This window comes from Actinomadura rifamycini DSM 43936, assembly GCF_000425065.1.
In the GTDB taxonomy this organism is placed as follows: Bacteria; Actinomycetota; Actinomycetes; order Streptosporangiales; family Streptosporangiaceae; genus Spirillospora; species Spirillospora rifamycini.
On sequence record NZ_AULB01000040.1, the window covers coordinates 1 to 17,224 of the forward strand.

The following is a 17,224-nucleotide window of genomic DNA, read 5'->3' on the forward strand; positions in this document are numbered from 1 at the left end:
CGCACTCCCCGGGCGGGCCCCGGCCGTCCGTAAGCGCGCGCGGAAGCGCTTCAAGCAACGCGCCCGGCGGACCGACGGCACCCGGCGCACCCCAGGCGCCCCCACGCGAGCCGGGAGCACCCGGCGGGCCGACGGCCCCTGGCAGCGCCGCCGATCCGCTCGCGACCGGCCCCACGCACGACCCGGGTGCGGCTCGCCCGTCCGCGGGGACGCGCGGAAGTGTCCCAGGCGACGCACTCGGCAACGCGCCCGGCGGGCCGACGGCACCCGGCAGCGGAGCGCGCGAGCCGGGCGCGCCCCGGCCGTCCGCAAGCACGCGCGGCGGACCGGCGGCACCGCGCGGCGCCGCCGACCCGCTCTCCCCCGGGCCCGCCCACGAGCCCGGTACGGCTCGGCCGTCCGCAAGCACGCGCGGGAGTGTCCCAGGCGGCGCGCTCGGCAATGCGCCCGGCGGGCCGACGGCCCCTGGCAGCGGCGCCGACCCGCTCGCGACCGGCCCCACGCACGCCCCGGGCACGCCCCGGCCGTCCGCAAGCGCGCGCGGGAGGGCCCCGGGCGACGCGCTCGGCGGACCGGCGGCACCCGGCGGCGACCCGCTCTCCGTCGGGTCCGCGGGCGAGCCCGGTGCGGCTCGGCCGTCTCCGAGCGCGCGCGGGGGTGTCGCAGGCGGCGTGACCGGGGCGGCGGCCTCTGGCGGCGACCCGGGCGGGGTGGACGAGGTCGCGGCGGGGCAGTCGGTCGTGGTGATGCAGAAGGTCGTGCGCGGCGACCATGTGCGGCACTACCTGGAGGGCGGGTACGACCTGGTCGCCGGGTACGTGCACCGGTTCGAGGACGTGCGGGGGCTGGGCACGCCGGCGGCGGTCGTGCGGGCGCTGGGGCTCGTGTACGAGGGGTCGCCGTTCAGTCCGGCGGACGAGCAGGTGTTCGTGATCCGGTGGGCGGCGGCGAAGCCCGGGTTGTTCCGGCGGCCGCTGGGCGGGATCGACGAGTGGAGCATGGGGATCGTCCCGGGCGGCTGGGTGATCGAGAAGGCGCCGTTCCCGGGGTCGGGGTACGCGCCGGGCGAGGGGCCGTCGATCCCGGAGTTCAAGATCGACAGTCAGCGGCTGCCGCACGGGGCGGAGCTGTACCGGCTGGACGCGCAGGGGGCGGAGCGGCTGGTGGCCGTGTTCGACGCCGATCTGCGCAGGTGGCACGTGAAGCTGCCGGGAGGACGGGCGTGATCAGGCACGGGTACTACGCGGGCTGGCGGGGCGCCGAGTTCGAGGCGAGCCCGGACGGGGACCTGGTGCGGCTGTACGCGGACCGGGCGGCCGAGGGGTTCCGGCAGATCACCCCCGACCGGTACCTGCGGGTGGTTCCGGCGGCGGAGGTGGACCGCCTGCACTACGTCACGACGCGGTGTGTCTGGCGCGGGGAGCCGTTCGTGGTGCTGGGCGAGCAGGACGGGTGGCTGCGGGTGGAGTACACGGGCGGGAAGGCGCCGGTGGCGGAGCGGCTCGAGCTGGAGACGTTCGACCGGGGCGTGTACCAGGCGTGGGCGTCGCGGCACGAGGTCGAGGACGTCCGCGAGGAGATCGTCTGAGAAGGTCGTGGCATGGCGGTCATCGACATCAACGCCGACCTCGGCGAGGGGTTCGGGATCTGGGAGCTGGGCGACGACCTGGCGCTGCTCGACGTGATCACCAGCGCGAACGTGGCGTGCGGGTTCCATGCGGGCGATCCGCTGATCATGCGGCGGGTGTGCGCGGCGGCGGTGGAGCGCGGGGTGGCGATCGGCGCGCAGGTGTCGTACCGGGATCTGGCCGGGTTCGGGCGCCGGGAGATGGACGTGGCGGCGCCGGAGCTGACGGCGGAGGTGCTGTACCAGCTCGCGGCGCTGGACGGGATCGCGCGCGCGGAGGGCGGGCGGGTCGCGTACGTGAAGCCGCACGGGGCGCTGTACAACCGGGTGGCGCGCGACGAGGTGCAGGCGCGCGCGGTGGTGGAGGCGGTGCGGGCGTACGACGCGTCGCTGCCGCTGCTGACGCTGCCGGGGTCGGCGGTGCACGGGGCGGCCGGGGGGATGACGGTGGTGGCGGAGTGCTTCGCGGACCGCGCGTACACCCCGGAGGGGCGGCTGGTGTCGCGGCGGGAGCCGGGCGCGGTGGTGCACGACGCCGGGGAGGTCGTGCGGCGGGCCGTCCGGATGGCGGTGGACGGCCGGGTGGCGGCGGCGGACGGGAGCGATGTGGAGCTGCGGGCGCGGTCGATGTGCGTGCACGGTGACACGCCGGGCGCGGTGGAGCTGGCGCGGGCGGTGCGGGCGGCGCTGGCGGACGCGGGCGTCGCGCTGGAGCCGTTCGCGTGAGGGTGCTGCGGGCGGGGGACGCGGCGCTGCTGGTGGAGGCGGACGATCTGGCGAGCGCGCACCGGCTGGACGCGGCGCTGCGGGACGCCCGTCCGGCGGGGGTGGTCGACGTGGTGCCGGGCGAGCGGACCGTGCTGGTGGTCGCCGAGCCGGGCACGGACATGGACCGGCTCCCCGGTGTGCTGCCGGACCTGCCGCGGCCGGGCGGCGCGGCGGCGGGCGCGGAGCCGGTGGAGATCCCGGTCGTGTACGACGGGGCGGATCTGGCGGAGGTCGCGGAGCTCACCGGGCTGTCGGAGGAGGAGGTCGTGCGGCGGCACTCGGACGCCTGGTACACGGTCGCGTATCTGGGGTTCTCGCCCGGTTTCGGGTATCTGACGGGGCTGGATCCGGCGCTGCACGTGCCGCGCCGGGAGTCGCCGCGGACGGCCGTCCCGGCGGGTTCGGTGGCGGTCGCGGGACGGTACGCGGCGGTGTACCCGTCGCGGTCGCCGGGCGGCTGGCGGCTGCTGGGGCGGACGGCGGCGGTGCTGTGGGACGTCGAGCGCGATCCGCCGTCGCTGCTGCGGCCGGGGACGCGCGTCCGGTTCGTCCGTTGATCGAGGTGGTCCGGCCGGGGCCGCTGGCGACCGTGCAGGATCTCGGCAGGCCCGGCCTGGCGCATCTGGGGGTGCCGCGGTCGGGCGCGGCGGACGAGCGGGCGTTCCGGCTCGCCAACCGGCTGGTGGGCAATCCGGAGGGCGCGGCAGGCGTGGAGTTCACGCTGGGCGGGGCGGTTCTGCGTTTCCACCGTGCGGCGTGGGTCGCGGTCACGGGCGCGGCGCTTCCCGTGAGCGTCCGGGGGCGCCGGTGCGGGACGAACGCGCCGTGCCGTGTGCCCTCGGGTGCGACCGTGGAGTTCGGCACGCCCGTTTCGGGGTTGCGCAGTTACCTCGCCGTGCGGGGTGGAGTCGCGGTGGGGGCGGTTCTGGGGAGCCGGTCGACGGATCTGCTGTCGGGTCTTGGTCCGGAGCCGCTGAAGGCCGGCGACCGGATTCCCATGGGGCCTGCCACGGGCCTTGACCCCATCACCGTCGACATGGCTCCCGTTCCGACCGCGCCGGAGACGCCGGTACTGCGGATCTTGCCCGGCCCCAGGGACGACTGGTTCGCGCCGGACGCACTGCGCACGCTCACGTCCGCCGTGTACCGGGTGTCGCCGGACAGCAACCGCGTCGGGGTCCGGCTGGACGGTCCGGCGCTGCGGCGGTCGCGGCAGGGGGAACTGGGCAGCGAGGGGATGGTCACCGGGTCGGTGCAGGTGCCGCCGAGCGGGCTGCCCATCGTGTTCCTGGCCGACCACCCGACGACCGGGGGCTACCCCGTCATCGCGGTGCTGGCCGCCGCGTCCGTTCCGGACGCGGCGCAGCTGCGGCCGGGGCAGCGGGTGCGGTTCGCGGTCTAGGTGAGCGGGGCGGGCGCGGACCGGTCCAGGTGCGCGACCTCGTTGAACCCGCGGATCTGGGCGAGTCCGCCGAGCCTGTACAGCCGGGAGATCGACCCGTTGTCGGGGGCGAGGAACGCGAAGGGGCGGGCGCCGGTCGCGGCGGCGAGGGCCTGCGCGATCACGCCGCCGTGGGTGAACACCGCGATGCGGCCGCCCGCGTGCTTCGCGGCGAGCCGGGTGAGGGCCTCCTCGACCCGCGCGGCGAACGCGTCGGACGCCTCGGCGCCGGGGATGACGTCCCAGCGCTCCTCGGCGAACATCCGCTGCGCGACCGGGTCGTTCTCGGCGACCTTGCGACGCAGCGCGCCGCCCTCCCACGCGCCGAGGTGGACCTCGCGCAGCCCCGGTTCCACGACGGGCTCCATGCCGAGCCGGCGGGCGAGCGGCGCGGCCGTCTCGTGCGTCCGGCGCAGCGTCGTCACGTAGAGGGCGTCGAACGCCTCGCCGCCGAGCCGCTCGCCGACCTGCTCCGCCTGCTCCCGCCCCTCTGGCGCGAGCTCGGGGTCGCCCTGCCCGTCCACCAGCGGGAACGGGGCGTCGGCGCGGGCGGGAGCGGACGCGCCGTGCCGGATGAGCAGCACCTCGGTCGCGCCGTCCGGGGCTTTATACCGCGTCTGCCGGTATTCGACCGGCGCATCCCGCTCGTCCACGGAACGCACCCTAGACGACCCCCGGGAGCCCCGCCCGCGCCGGGGCGTCCGCTACGCCAGGGCGCCCCCGTCGATGTCCAGGGCCGTCCCGGTGATGAACGACGCGCCCGGGCTCGCGAGGAACGCGACGCCCGCCGCGATCTCCTCGGGGCGGGCGTACCGGCCGAACGCGTTGAGGCCGCGCTGGAAGTCGGCGGTGGGACCGTCCGCGGGGTTCATGTCGGTGTCGGTCGACCCGGTCCGGACGACGTTCACGGTGATCCCGCGCGGGGCCAGGTCGCGCGCCGCGCCGCGGCTGTAGCCGAGGACGGCGGCCTTGGTGGCGGCGTAGTCGGCCACGCCGGACGAACCGGTGCGGTGCGACAGGTTGGAGCCGATCGTGATGATCCGGCCGTCGTCGGCCAGCAGCGGCGCGGCGGCGCGGACCGCGGCGACCACCCCGCGCAGGTTCACGTCGTACATGCGGTCGAACCCGGCGACGTCGTCGCCCTCCGCGCCGACCGGCCCGTAGGAGATCACGCCCGCGTTGTTGACCAGCACGTCCAGCCGCCCGAAGTCGGCGGCGACCGTCCGGACCAGTTCGGCGACCTGCGCGGGGTCGGCCATGTCGGCGCGGTAGGCGCCGCCCCGGCGGCCGGCCGCCTCGACGTCGCGGACGACCTCCTTCGCGCCGTCGGCGGACGCCACGTAGCCGACCGCGACGTCCGCGCCGCGCGCGGCGAGGGTGCGGGCGATCGCCGCGCCGATGCCCCGCGAGCCGCCCGTCACCAGTGCCACCTTGCCGTCGAGTTCCATTGCGACCTCCTATTGTGTACCGATCGGTATTGAACGAGACGATACTATACTGATCGATACACAATCGACCGGTGCGCGGCACGAGGGAGGAGACGCCGATGGCGACCGGACGTCCCCGCGAGTTCGACGTCGACGAGCGGCTCGACCGCGCCCTCGACGTCTTCTGGCGGCAGGGCTACGAGGGCACCGCCCTGTCCGACCTGACCGCGGCGATGGGCATCAACCGGCCGAGCCTCTACGCCGCGTACGGCAACAAGGAGGCCCTCTTCCGCAAGGTCCTCGACCGGTACGCCGAGGGGCCCGCCGGCTACGTCCGCGACGCCGTGGCCGAACCCACCGCGCGCGCCGTCACCGCGGCGATCCTGCGCGGCACGATCGAGGTCGTCACCGGCGGCCCCGGCGGCTGCCTGTTCGTCCAGGGCGCGCTCGTCACCGGCCGGCAGAACGACGGCGCGCGCCGGGAGATCGAGGACCGGCGGCGCTTCTCGGAGCACATGCTGACCGGACGGTTCGACCGCGCGCGCGACGAAGGCGACCTCCCGCCCGGCACCGACACCGCCGCCCTCGCCCAGTACGTCTGGTCCGTCTCGTACGGCCTGTCGGTGCAGGCGGCCGGCGGCGCCTCACCCGACGACCTGCGGCGCGTGGCCGACACCGCCCTCAACGCCCTGCCCGGCGGCGCGTCCGGCGGCGCGCCCGCCGACCCCCCGCCGGACGCCTGACCCCGCCGACGCCTCAGGGCAGCAGCGCGCGCACCCTCTCCCGTTCGGCGTCGAGCAGGTCGGCCGGGACGTCCTCCCAGGCGGTGACGGACACGTCGCCGTCCTCGGGCTGCCAGACGCCCGCCACGCGCCCCTCGTGCAGCACGACCGGCGAGATCCACCCGGCCGAGCGGCTCACCTCGCGCCGCCGCTCCGCCGGGACCAGGTACGTCGCGTTTGTCCCCGCACCCAGGACGTACTGGTCGAAACCGCCCAGCAGCCGGACGGGCGCCGCCGGTGCGGCGTCGAGCAGCTCGTCGCGGTGCTCGGCGAGCAGGTGCATCGGGACACCGTCCACCTCGACCGTGCACAGCTCGTCGCCCAGAGCGGCGAACCAGCCCCTGACGTCCTTCTTCCGGTTCGCCTTCCGGGTGAGCCAGGCGTCGAACATGTCGGGCGTGGCGGGCCCGTGGGCGCCCAGGAAGGCGCGGACGACCGTGCGCGCGGCCTCGTCGATCGGCGGGAGGCCCTTCCACCCCGGCAGCCGCCCCTCCGGGGACGCGAACGTGACGCGGGAGCCCTGCGCGGGCCCGTGGCACAGCACGCCCCACCACGCGAGCGGCTTGAGGAGGATGCCCCAACCGGACCCCAGGACCTCCCGCAGATGCTCGGAACCGGTGTCCTCGACGACGGCCCGCGTCAGCTCCTCGCGGGTGAGGACGGCCCCGCCCGCGAGCGCGCGCGACGCCGCCCCGGCGATCGCCTCCAGGTCGGCGGGCGTGGCGCCGAACGCCCGCTGCCAGCCCGGCTTCTCCCAGTGCCGCGCCGCCCCGCACAGCACCAGGTACGCCGCGGCCTCGTCGGCGGGCAGCAGGTGCAGCGTGCCCCGCATCGCCCACGTCTTGACGAGCGTGCGCTCGTCCAGCAGACCCCGCGCGACCTCGTCCGGCTCCGGCTCCGCGCGCCGGACCGCCACGGCGAACTTCGCGGACGACGCCACCTGCGCCTGCACGCCGCCGAGACGGCGCGCGACGTCCACCGCGGACGCCGCCTCCGGACGCTCGACGAACTGCCGCCGCATCCGCCAGGCGAGGACCCGCTCCCATGTCATCGAGGCCATCCCCCGATTCAACCGCACACCACCGACACTCCGGACGCCACCGACACTCCGGACACCGCTCCGGGCGGCGCCTCAGGCGAGCCGGTGCGCCAGCTCCGCGAACGCGTCCCGGACGTCCTCGGCGGTGAGCACGGTCAGATCGGCGGCGGTCGCGGCCGACCCCAGCTCGGCCGCCCGCAGCGCCCGGCACGCGCACGCCTTCTCGTACAGCGACCGCGCGAACCGGCCGTTGCCGAGCTCGTCGATGCGGCCGGTGCCGCACGCCCGCTGGAACACCAGCGCCAGATCGTCCAGCGCGCGGTCCTCCCACTGGTCGCCGCCCTGCTCCGCGAGCCGCTGCGCGATCCGCAGCAGCTCGTCCGGCCCGTACGACGGGAAGTCCACGCGGACGTCGAACCGGGACGCCAGCCCCGGATTCGACGCCAGGAACCGGTCCATGTCCGCCTCGTACCCGGCGAGGACGACGACGAGCCGGTCGCGGTCGTCCTCCGCCCGCTTGAGCAGCACCTGCACGGCCTCCTGCCCGAACGCGTCGCCGCCCGAGTAGCCCGGGTTGCTGAGCGCGTACGCCTCGTCCACGAACAGCACACCGCCGAGCGCCGAGTCGACGACCTTGTTCGTCTTGAGGGCGGTCGCGCCCAGATGCTCGCCCACCAGGTCGGCGCGCTGCGCCTCCACCACCTCCGGCCGGGCCAGCAGCCCGAACGCCGCGAAGATCCGCCCGAGGACGCGCGCCACCGTCGTCTTGCCCGTCCCCGGCGGCCCGGTGAACACGAAATGCCGGGTCGGCGGACGGGTCACCAGCCCCTGCTCCTGCCGCATCCGCGCCACCTGCAGCTGCGCGGCGATCTCCCGGACCTGCCGCTTCACCGGCCCCAGCCCGATCATCGCGTCCAGCGACCCCAGCGCCTCCTCCAGCGTCGGCGTCTCGGCGTACCCGCGGAACCGCTCGGTGACCTCGGCGAACGCGGCCTCCACGTCCTCCGCGCGGAGCGTCGTCAGATCGTCCGCCGTGGGCCCCGGCCCCTCCCCGGACGACGCCGCCGCGTCCACCACGCGGACGTCCCGGGCTCGCGCCGCCGCCTCCATCAGCGACCGCACGAACCGCCCGTTGCCGAGGTCGTCGACGATGCCGCGCCGCTCCACCTCCTCGAACCGCGCGGCGAGCCGGCGGCGGGCGTCCGCGTCCAGCCGGTCCTCCCGCCGGGACGTGTGGTGCTCGGCGATCCGCAGCAGCTCGTCCGGCCGGTAGGACGGGAACCGGACCCGCGTCCCGAACCGCGACGCCAGCCCCGGGTTCGTGTCGAGGAACTCGGCCATCTGCGCGTCGTACCCGGCGAGGATGATCACCAGGTTGTCGCGGTCGTCCTCGGCGCGCTTCAGCAGCGTCTGCACGGCCTCGTCGCCGAACCGGTCGGGCTGCCCCTCCCCCGAGTTGACCAGCGCGTACGCCTCGTCGATGAACAGCAGCCCGCCGAGCGCGGAGTCGATCAGCCGGTTCGTCTTGATCGCGGTGGCGCCGAGGTACTCGCCCACGAGATCGGCGCGGTGCGCCTCCACGACCGTCGCCTCCGGCAGCAGCCCGAACGCGTAGAAGATCTTCGCGAGGACGCGCGCGACGGTCGTCTTGCCCGTACCGGGCGGGCCCACGAACACGAAGTGCCGCATCGGCTTCTCGGTGGGCACCCCGGCGGCGGCGCGCAGGTGCGCCGCCTCGATCGACGCGGCGATCGAGCGGACCTGCCGCTTGACCGGCTCCAGCCCCACCATGGCCTCGAGTTCGGCGAGCGCCTCCTCCACCGAGATGTCCGGACGCTCCTCCGCGCGGCGCCCGCCCGGCGCCTCGGGCTCGCCCGGCCGCGCCGGGTCGGCGGCCCGCGCCGCCGCGCGCTGCTCGTAGGCGGCCCGGGTCGCCGCGGGCACCCCGGCGGGCTGCGCCGGACCGTCCCCGCCGGACGCCCCGTCGTCGTCCCGCCGATCACGCCGGTCCGGACGGTCCGAGCGGTCCGGGCGGTCCGGGCGGTCGGCCCGCGGGCCGCCGGGGCCCGCGGCGGGCGGCACGTCCTCCTTCGGCGGCTTGGACCCCGCCTGCTCCTGCACCCACCCGGTCTCGTACTCGTCCGCGGGCACGCTGCGGCGCGCCTGATCCCAGCGGTAGGCGAGGACGGCCAGCGCCGCGAGCCAGCCCGGGGCCGCGCTCGCCTGCGGCAGCGGCTGCGCCGCCGCGGCCGTGACCACCCCCGCGGCGCCCAGCGCGAGCACCGCCGTCCGCCACGGCGCGTAGCCGCGCAACCGGAACGCCACCCCCGCGACCGGGACGGCCAGCAGCGCCAGCAGGAACTCCGACGCCAGGTAGGGCGGGCGGCCGTCGTCCGGGTACAGGCGCCCCAGCGGGATCGACAGCGCGAGCCAGCACGCCACCACCGCGACGACCGCCATACCCGTCGGCGACCGCAGCGTCAGGTGCACGACGACGAGCAGGATCACGGCGAACGCGGCCGTGCCCAGCACCGGCCCGCCCAGCACCACCATCGCCGACAGCACCAGGCCCACGAGGAGCAGCCCGCCCAGGAAGCGGAGCCCGGGCGGGACCTGGAAGTAGCGCCAGCGCAGGCGCTCGAAAAGATCCCGTGCCGCGACGCCGGTCGCCGGGCGGGAGCGGGACCTGTCGAACGAATCCATCAAAAGCGAGTAAAGCGCAGTGGCGCGCCGAACGGGACTCCCATGGCGCGGTTCGTCGTCTCTTACAAAGACACTTGCATCACCTTCCGGCAACCGAATGGAGCGTGCCCGGCCGACCGGACCAGGACATTCGTCGCCCCGACGTGCCCGGACGCGCGCCGGCCGCACCGCGCCCTAGGATCTGGACGCCGGGCCGCGCCGACGCGGACCGCCGACCGCGCGCCGAACCAGGGGGACCCCAGTGACCGACCCGACCGGTGCCCTGCCGGGCCTGGACGACACCGACAGCGCCACCGACAGCGGCACCGGCCCCGCGCCCGTCCCGCGCGCCGCCGGGTACGAGATCGAGCGCGAACTGTGCGCGGCGCTCGGCTCCGGCGGCCGTCCCGTCCGGATCGCCGGGGTGGACGAGGTCGGCCGCGGCGCGTGGGCGGGACCGGTCGTCGTGTGCGCGGCGGTCACCGACCTGAGCGCCCCGCCCGCTCTGCCCGGCCGCGGCGGCCGCACCGTCGCGCTGACCGACTCCAAGCTGCTCACCCGCGCGCACCGCGAGGCGTTCGCCGAGGTCCTGCCGGGCTGGCTCGCCGGGCACGCCGTCGGCGCGGCCGCCCCCGAGGAGATCGACGAGGTCGGGATGACCGAGGCGCTGCGGCGCGCGGCCGTCCGCGCGCTGGAGGCGCTGCCCGACCCGCCCGACGTGGTGATCCTGGACGGCAAGCAGGACTTCCTGCGGCCGCCGTGGCGGGTCCGCTGCGAGATCAAGGCGGACCAGCGGTCGGTGACGGTCGCGGCGGCGTCCGTCCTGGCGAAGGTCCACCGGGACCGGCTCATGGCCGGCCTCGACGCCGCGTTCCCCGGCTACGGGTTCGCCGACGGCGCCGGGTACCCGTCGCCCGCCCACCAGCGGACGCTGGCGGAGTCGGGGCCCACGCCGCACCACCGGCTCTCGTGGTCGTACCTGGACGACCTGCCGCGCTGGCGGCACCTCAAGAAGCACCGCGACCCGCTCGCCGGAGAGGGCCAGCTCAGCCTCCTCTGACCGCCCGCACCGCCCCTTCACGTCCGGAATGAGTCATCTCCCCCGGTCCGGGTAGGGCCGGTCGGACGGGAGGTGGTCCCATGGACGCTGTCGTGAAGAAGCTGCTGCGCGAGTCCGGGGAGACGTTCAGCGAAGAGGCCGGGTTCGAGCTCAAGGACGCGCCCGCCGCGCTGTTCAAGCTGCTCGTCCTCGCCAACCTGCTCAGCGCCCGCATCTCGTCCGGCATCGCGCTGTCGGCGGCCCGCGAGCTGTTCGCGGCCGGCGGCGGGACCGCGCGGGGCATGGCCCGGCTGACCTGGCAGGAACGGGTGGACGCGCTGGGCCGCGGCCACTACGTCCGCTACGACGAGAGCACCGCGTCCCGGCTGGGCGACACGGCCGGGATCGTCCGGGACAGGTACCGGGGCGACCTGCGGCGGCTCGCCATCGAGGCGGGGCGCGACCGGCGGCGGGCCGGCGAGCTGCTCCGGGAGTTCCCCGGGATCGGGCCGACCGGCGCGGACATCTTCTGCCGCGAGGCCCAGGCCGTGTGGCCGTGGCTGCGCCCCTACGTCGACGACCAGGTGAAGAAGGGCGCCGAGCGGCTCGGCCTGCCCACCGACCCCGACGACCTCGCGGGCCGGGTCGCCGGCAAGGACCTCGCCCGGCTCACCGCGGCGCTCGTCCGCGTCGGCCGCGACAGGAAGCTCGCCGACTCGTTCAAGGAGGCGGCCGCGGCCGGCCGCTGAACCCGCCCGCCGCCTTTACACAGTACGGTAACCGCGGGTCGGCGGGCCGTCACCCCTTGCCGCGGGAGGCGACCCACTCCAGGTTCCAGCCGTACGCCTGATCGACCGACATCTTGCCCCAGCGGGGACGGCCGGCCGGCGGCAGGACGAACCGGCCCTCGCGGTGCACGACCAGCTCCCCGTCCACGTTCTCGATGAGCGCGAGGACCGCGTCCCGGGAGCGGTCCACGCAGTCGTCCATCCGCATCTCGATCGGCGGCGAGCCGACCGGGTAGAGGGTGGCGATGGCGTCCAGGCCGCGGAAGTCGTCGGCGCCGTCGTAGATCTCGGCGAACACGAGGATGCGCTTGAAGTCGGCCGTCCGGTCCAGGTTGATGTGGAGGTTCTCGCCGGACTCGACCGCGCCCGTCCGGTCGTCCTTGTCGAGCCGGATGTACGGCGGGCGGTCGAGGGCGCCCATGTCGCCGAGCGCGTGGATGATGCCCTTGCGGCCGTCCCGCAGCTCCCACAGGCAGCACAGGTCCAGGTCGAGGTCGACGCCGCGGCGGCGCTTGCCGAACAGGCCCGTGGCGACGCCCTCGCGCGCCGTCCAGTTGAGGTTCACGCGCATGTGCCCGGACGTCGCGCCGTGCTTGGTCAGCGACACCGACGGGGCGCTCTTGGTGAGCGAGATCTTCCCGCCCTGCACCTGCGGCGCCGGCGCGGGAGCGGCGGGCGCGGGCGGCGCCGCCGGGGCGGCGGGCGCGGCCGCGGCCGCGGGCGGTTCGGGGGCGGGCGCCGGGCCGGGGTCGTCGACCGAGATGCCGAAGTCGGTCGCCAGCCCCGCCAGGCCCGAGTCGTAGCCCTGGCCGACCGCGCGGAACTTCCACGCGCCCTGCCGCCGGTACAGCTCGCCGAGCACGAACGCCGTCTCCGTGGTGGCGCCGCTGCTGTCGAACCGCGCGACCTCCGCGCCGCCCGAGGCGTCCACGAGCCGCACGTAGAGCCCGTCGATCTCGCCGAAGGTCCCGCCGTCCGCGGACGCCGCGACGACGATCCGCTCGACGGCCGGCTCGACCCGGTCGAGGTCGACCGACAGGACGTCCAGGACGGTCGCGCCGCGCTGCTTGCCCTCGTGCTTCACCGCGCCGGACCCGTGCACCGGCTGGTTGTAGAAGACGAAGTCGTCGTCGGACCGGACCCGGCCCGTGCCGGCCAGCAGGAGGGCCGACGCGTCCGCGTCGGGCGTCCCCACCCCGCTCCGCCATCCGAGCTCGACCCGCACCGCCGACGCCCCGACCGGGGTGTTGGCGCCCTTCTGCATCGACATGACACGTCCTCCTCCGCGCTGCCCCGAACCCTACGGCCGGACGCGCGGGCCCCGCGACCTGCCCCGACTCCTTGACGCTCGGCGGCGCGCGAGAGTTCCGCCGGTCAGGGCACCCGGGCCGTCCACGCGGGCGTGGTGAACTTGTCCGCGACGTACTTGTCGGCCAGCCGCAGCTCGTCCTCGGTGGGGCGGTCGGGGGCGAGGCCGTACCGGGTGCGGAAGTGCCCGATCATCCGCTCGATGATCTCCTCGCGGGGCAGGCCGGTCTGCCGCCGCAGCGGGTCCACCCGCTTGTTCGCGCTCGCGATCCCCTTGTCGGAGATCTTCTCCCGCCCGATCCGCAGCACCCGCGTCATCTTCGCCGCGTCGATGTCGTAGGCCATCGTGACGTGGTGCAGGACCGCCCCGGCGGCCAGCCGCTTCTGCGCCGCGCCCGCGATCTTCCCCTGCTCGGACGCGATGTCGTTCAGCGGCCGGTACCACGCCCGCACGCCCAGATCACCGAGGGCGCCCAGCACCCAGTCGTCCAGGAACGCGTAGCTCTCCGCGAACGACATGCCCGCGACCAGCGACTCCGGCGCGTACAGCGAGTAGGTGATCGTGTTGCCCGGCTCGACGAACATCGCGCCGCCGCCGCTGATCCGCCGGACGACGTCCACCCCGGCGCGCGCCGCCTCCGCGGCGTCCACCTCGTTGCGCAGCGACTGGAAGCTGCCGATGATCACCGCGGGGGACGCCCACTCCCACACCCGCAGCGTCGGCGGCCGCCGCCCCGCGGCGACCTCCTCGGCCAGCACCTGGTCCAGCGCCATGTGGACGGCCGGCTCCTGCGGCCCCTCGTGGATCAGCCGCCACTCGTGGTCGCGCCAGTCGGACGCGCGCGCCACCGCCCGGCGCACCGCGATGCCGACGGCCTCCGCGGTCAGCCCGAGCAGCACCGTGCCGGGCGGCAGCCCCGCCTGCACCCGGGCGCCGATCTCGTGCGCGTCCAGTCCCGCCGGGAGCCCGTCCAGCGCCGCGTCGATCGCGGCGAGCGCCTCGTCCGGTTCGAGGAAGAAGTCGCCGCTGATCCGCGGGCCGCGCAGCAGCCCGTCCACGACGTCGACGTCGGCGACCACCAGCTTGCCGCCGGGAACCTTGTACTCACCGTGCATCACATCAGGGAGAACCCCGCCGCCGCTGCCGCGATTCCGCCGCGGCGACCGCCTGCACGATCGCGGCGAGCAGCAGCGCCCCGGCGGCGATGCCGAGCCCGTGCTGGACGACCGCGACGACCGGGCGCTCGGCGGGCGCGTAGTCGCCGGGGCGCAGGAAGACGAGAGGCAGCTTCCACGCGCTCCACGCGAACAGCGAGCCCGACGCGGTGAAGCCGAGGGCCATCGGCAGCCAGGTCGGCGTGTCCGGACGGCGCGCCGCGGCGGCCCACGCGCCGGCGAGCGCCCACAGCGCCGAGTTGCCGAGCAGGAGCCGGGCGTCCGCGGTCATCGGATCGGTCCGGTCGGGATCGAGGCCGAGCGTCCCGCCGGCCGCCCAGTACGCCCACGCGGCGGCGAGGAGGAGGCACATGCCGAGGACGGCCCGCGTCCGCGCGCGTCCCGCCGCGGCCCGCGGCCCGCCGCCGAGCCGCCCGACGAACGCCGCCGGCCACCGTTCCCGCAGGAGGACGGGGAGGGCGATCGCCAGCCCGACGGCCATGCCCAGGAACCCGACGGCGAGGAACGCGCCCTCCCAGGCGGGCACGGTCGTCCCCTCGTCCGGTTCGGTGGTCCGCCCCGCGTCGAGGAGGGTGCTCAGCAGCATGTAGGGGATCATCGGGACGAGGAATCCGGCGGCGATCCACGCGACGAAGACCAGCGGCACGGCCGGCGCCCCGCGCCCCCGGTCGCGGGCCAGCGCGACACCGAGCGCGATCCCGACGGCGGCCATCACGACCGTCACCGCGTTCAGCACGATCCAGTCCGCGCCGCCGACGTCCGACGGCACGGAACCGAGGAGCCCCGCCGCCACCCAGACGACCTTCACGAGCAGGTACAAGGACAGGCTGGCCGCCGCGCCGTACCCCGCGACGCGCCGCGCCGCCGTCCACCGGCGGCCCACCGGGCCCGGCGTCACTTCCGCTTCCATGATCGGGATTCTTCGCCGCGCCGGTGCGCGCCGCCTCCCCCGCGCGGGCGAGGCGCCTCCCCCGGACGGGCGGGGCGGCGGGCGTTCAGCCGGCCACGGGTTCGTGGCGCACGGGGAAGTTCACCGAGTTCGCGATGAAGCACAGCTCGTGGGCCCGCGCGTGCAGCCCCGCCGCCTCGTCCGCCCGCGCGGGGTCGTCCAGCGTCACGCGGGGGCGCAGCACGACCTCCTCGAACCGGCCGCCGCCGCCCGCCGTCTCCACCATGGTGCCCAGCGGGTCGTCGGTGTAGGCGGTGACGACGATGCCCGCGGTCGCGCACAGATGCAGGAACCACAGCATGTGGCACTCCGACAGGGACGCCACCAGCAGCTCCTCCGGGTTCCAGCGGGCCGGGTCGCCGCGGAACGCCGGGTCGGAGCTGCCCGCGATGGGCGGCTTGCCCGCCGCCCGGATCTCGTGGGCCCGCTCGAAAGCCCGGTACGAGCCGGTGCCCGCCCCCGTGTTGCCCGTCCAGGTCACGGACACCTCGTAGCGGTGCGTCTTCGGCATTCGCCTCCTCCTTCCTTCCGTGCGCGGCCGTGTCACCGCACGGCCGCGCCGGTCGCGCGGGCGTGGTCGCCCGCGATCCGGCCCGCCGCCGCCCGGTCGCCGTCCCTGATCGCCCGCAGCAGCCGCCGGTGCTCGGCCGCGACCTCGCCCGGGCGTTCCGGCGGGACGAGCGACGCGCGCGTCGACACGACGATCCGGTCCCACAGCCGGTCGAGGGCCTCCAGCGCGACCGGGTTGCCGGCCAGTTCGGCGACGCCCCGGTGGAACCGGCGGTTCAGCTCGATCGCCCCGTCCAGGTCGCGGTCGGCGGTGACCCGCTCCAGGGCGTCCGCGTCCCGGTCGAGGGCCGCGAGGGCGGCGGGGGCGAGGTGCCCGGTCCGCTGCCGGTCCGCCGCGAGCTCCGCGGTGAGCGCCTCGAGCGCCGCGCGGACCGCGTAGGCGTGGGCGAGCTCGTCCGTCCCGAACCCGCGCACCACCACGCCGCGGCCGGCGCCGCGCACCAGGCCGTCGCTCTCCAGCCTGCGCAGCGCCTCGCGGATCGGGGTGCGCCCGGCCGCCAGCGCCGCGCTCACCGACGCCTCGGTCAGCCGCTCGCCCGGCGGGTACTCCCCCGCCACGATCAGCTCCCGCAACCGCCGGTACACCGCTTCCGCCTGCATGGCCCTCCTTTGCATGCAAAGCATACATTGCATGCAAAGCGCGTAACGGCCGGGAAACGCCCGTCCCGCGACACTCCCCGCCATGCCCAACGACACCGCCCCGCCGGACCGCGCATGAGGCGCCGGTGGCCGATCGTCGCGCTCGTGATCGCGTGCGCCGCCGTCCTCGCCGTCCTCGCCGCGGGCGCGCCCGTCCCGCCGCGCCCGCGGCACCCGGCCGCCGTGCTCGCCGTCGCGCCGCCGCCCGCGCCCCGCCCGGCCCCGCTCCCCGGCGCGGCCGAGCGCACCGAACTCACCCGCGCCCTGGACGCCTACCTGCGCGAACGTCCCGGCTCGGTGGCGCTCGCGGTGCGCGACACCGAGGGCGGGGTCGCCTACTCCTACGGGGACGCGCTGCGGCCCGCGACGGCCAGCATCGTCAAGGTGAACATCGTCATGGCCCTGCTCCTGCGGGCCCAGCGCGAGGGCCGCGCGCCGACGTCCGCCGAGGAGGCCCTCGCCGAGCGCGCCGTCACCGTCAGCGACAACGACGCCGCCACGGCCCTCTGGCACGCCGTCGGCGGCGCCGACGGCCTCGCCGCCGCGAACGAGGACTTCGGCCTGCGCGACACGGTCCCCGGGCCCGGCGGCTTCTGGGGCTCCACGACGACCACGGCCGCCGACCAGGTCGCGCTCCTCACCGCGCTGGTCTCCCCCGCGAGCCCGCTGTCGGCGGCGAACCGCCGCCGCGTCCGGGACCTCATGGCCGGCGTGGTCCCGGCGCAGTCGTGGGGCGTGAGCGCGGCCGGCGGGGACGCGGCCCTGAAGAACGGCTGGCTGCCCCGCGACGCCCACGGCGGCCGCTGGACGGTCAACAGCATCGGCCTCGTCCGCGCCTCGGGCCGCCTCCTGCTGATCGCCGCGCTGTCCGAGCGGAACGCGACGATGGAGGCCGGGATCGAGACCGTCGAGCACGCCGTCCGGACGGTCGCGGCCGCGCTCGACCGTCCGCACGAGCACCGGTGACCGCTCCTACCTGGGGCATTCGC

Annotated in this window: 18 protein-coding genes; 9 read left to right on the forward strand and 9 right to left on the reverse strand. The window is 76.1% G+C overall.

What is annotated here, in order from left to right; translation table 11 throughout:
* The first annotated feature begins 671 nt into the window (after positions 1–671).
* Genes H505_RS0130455 through H505_RS0130475 form a run of 5 tightly spaced genes read left to right on the forward strand, consistent with a single transcriptional unit; the run spans position 672 to position 3,797 of the window.
* Positions 672–1,226, forward strand: a complete 555-nt coding sequence (locus tag H505_RS0130455; protein ID WP_157433190.1) for a hypothetical protein — start codon at positions 672–674, stop codon at positions 1,224–1,226.
* Positions 1,223–1,588 (forward strand): hypothetical protein, encoded by a 366-nt coding sequence (locus H505_RS0130460; RefSeq protein ID WP_026404993.1) that lies wholly within the window; start codon positions 1,223–1,225, stop codon positions 1,586–1,588. The genes H505_RS0130455 and H505_RS0130460 overlap by 4 nt, the downstream gene beginning before the upstream one ends.
* Before the next feature lie 12 nt (positions 1,589–1,600).
* On the forward strand, positions 1,601–2,353 hold the full coding sequence (locus tag H505_RS0130465) for a LamB/YcsF family protein (protein ID WP_026404994.1): 753 nt from the start codon (positions 1,601–1,603) through the stop codon (positions 2,351–2,353).
* Complete coding sequence (gene pxpB / locus H505_RS0130470) at positions 2,350–2,952, forward strand: 5-oxoprolinase subunit PxpB (protein ID WP_026404995.1); 603 nt, start codon at positions 2,350–2,352, stop codon at positions 2,950–2,952. Before H505_RS0130465 ends, pxpB begins: the two co-directional genes overlap by 4 nt.
* A 5-nt stretch (positions 2,953–2,957) precedes the next feature.
* Positions 2,958–3,797 carry a 5-oxoprolinase subunit C family protein gene (locus tag H505_RS0130475; RefSeq protein WP_341849573.1) on the forward strand — a complete coding sequence of 280 codons (840 nt, stop codon included), beginning with the start codon at positions 2,958–2,960 and terminating at the stop codon, positions 3,795–3,797.
* On the opposite strand, the gene H505_RS0130480 is transcribed toward H505_RS0130475, so the two are convergent.
* Together H505_RS0130480 and H505_RS0130485 are read right to left on the reverse strand one after the other, a co-directional pair.
* The gene (locus tag H505_RS0130480) at positions 3,794–4,489 is read right to left on the reverse strand and encodes a histidine phosphatase family protein (protein ID WP_026404997.1); all 696 of its coding nucleotides are present in this window, start codon (positions 4,487–4,489) and stop codon (positions 3,794–3,796) included. The genes H505_RS0130475 and H505_RS0130480 overlap by 4 nt on opposite strands.
* A 51-nt stretch (positions 4,490–4,540) precedes the next feature.
* Positions 4,541–5,284: an SDR family NAD(P)-dependent oxidoreductase gene (locus tag H505_RS0130485; RefSeq protein WP_026404998.1), complete on the reverse strand. Its 744-nt coding sequence runs from the start codon at positions 5,282–5,284 to the stop codon at positions 4,541–4,543.
* A gap of 71 nt (positions 5,285–5,355) precedes the next feature.
* Between H505_RS0130485 and H505_RS45320 the strand changes: the two genes are divergently transcribed.
* Entirely contained in the window at positions 5,356–6,006 is a 651-nt protein-coding gene (locus tag H505_RS45320; RefSeq protein WP_245592666.1) for a TetR/AcrR family transcriptional regulator, read from the forward strand.
* 13 nt (positions 6,007–6,019) lie between these two features.
* On the opposite strand, the gene H505_RS0130495 is transcribed toward H505_RS45320, so the two are convergent.
* Positions 6,020–7,105 carry a winged helix DNA-binding domain-containing protein gene (locus H505_RS0130495; protein WP_051301336.1) on the reverse strand — a complete coding sequence of 362 codons (1,086 nt, stop codon included), beginning with the start codon at positions 7,103–7,105 and terminating at the stop codon, positions 6,020–6,022.
* 72 nt (positions 7,106–7,177) lie between these two features.
* Positions 7,178–9,787 carry an AAA family ATPase gene (locus H505_RS0130500; protein ID WP_026405000.1) on the reverse strand — a complete coding sequence of 870 codons (2,610 nt, stop codon included), beginning with the start codon at positions 9,785–9,787 and terminating at the stop codon, positions 7,178–7,180.
* A gap of 343 nt (positions 9,788–10,130) precedes the next feature.
* Here H505_RS0130500 and H505_RS0130505 point away from each other — a divergent pair, with 343 nt between their 5' ends.
* Both H505_RS0130505 and H505_RS0130510 read left to right on the forward strand, forming a co-directional pair.
* On the forward strand, positions 10,131–10,826 hold the full coding sequence (locus H505_RS0130505) for a ribonuclease HII (RefSeq protein WP_051301343.1): 696 nt from the start codon (positions 10,131–10,133) through the stop codon (positions 10,824–10,826).
* A gap of 80 nt (positions 10,827–10,906) precedes the next feature.
* Entirely contained in the window at positions 10,907–11,554 is a 648-nt protein-coding gene (locus H505_RS0130510) for an HhH-GDP family DNA glycosylase (RefSeq protein WP_026405002.1), read from the forward strand.
* Between the two features lie 49 nt (positions 11,555–11,603).
* Here H505_RS0130510 and H505_RS0130515 read toward each other — a convergent pair whose 3' ends face one another.
* The 5 genes from H505_RS0130515 to H505_RS0130535 all read right to left on the reverse strand — a co-directional run bounded on the left by H505_RS0130515 (position 11,604) and on the right by H505_RS0130535 (position 16,196).
* A complete protein-coding gene (locus H505_RS0130515; protein WP_026405003.1) occupies positions 11,604–12,863 on the reverse strand; it encodes a TerD family protein in 1,260 nt (419 codons plus the stop codon).
* Between the two features lie 104 nt (positions 12,864–12,967).
* A complete protein-coding gene (gene lplAB, locus H505_RS0130520) occupies positions 12,968–14,017 on the reverse strand; it encodes a lipoate-protein ligase LplAB (RefSeq protein WP_026405004.1) in 1,050 nt (349 codons plus the stop codon).
* A 4-nt stretch (positions 14,018–14,021) separates the two neighbouring features.
* A complete protein-coding gene (locus H505_RS45325) occupies positions 14,022–14,987 on the reverse strand; it encodes a hypothetical protein (RefSeq protein WP_051301337.1) in 966 nt (321 codons plus the stop codon).
* 85 nt (positions 14,988–15,072) lie between these two features.
* Positions 15,073–15,537, reverse strand: a complete 465-nt coding sequence (locus H505_RS0130530; RefSeq protein ID WP_026405005.1) for an OsmC family protein — start codon at positions 15,535–15,537, stop codon at positions 15,073–15,075.
* A gap of 32 nt (positions 15,538–15,569) precedes the next feature.
* On the reverse strand, positions 15,570–16,196 hold the full coding sequence (locus H505_RS0130535) for a GntR family transcriptional regulator (protein WP_026405006.1): 627 nt from the start codon (positions 16,194–16,196) through the stop codon (positions 15,570–15,572).
* 114 nt (positions 16,197–16,310) lie between these two features.
* Between H505_RS0130535 and H505_RS0130540 the strand changes: the two genes are divergently transcribed.
* Positions 16,311–17,201 carry a serine hydrolase gene (locus tag H505_RS0130540; protein ID WP_026405007.1) on the forward strand — a complete coding sequence of 297 codons (891 nt, stop codon included), beginning with the start codon at positions 16,311–16,313 and terminating at the stop codon, positions 17,199–17,201.
* The last annotated feature ends 23 nt before the right edge of the window (positions 17,202–17,224 follow it).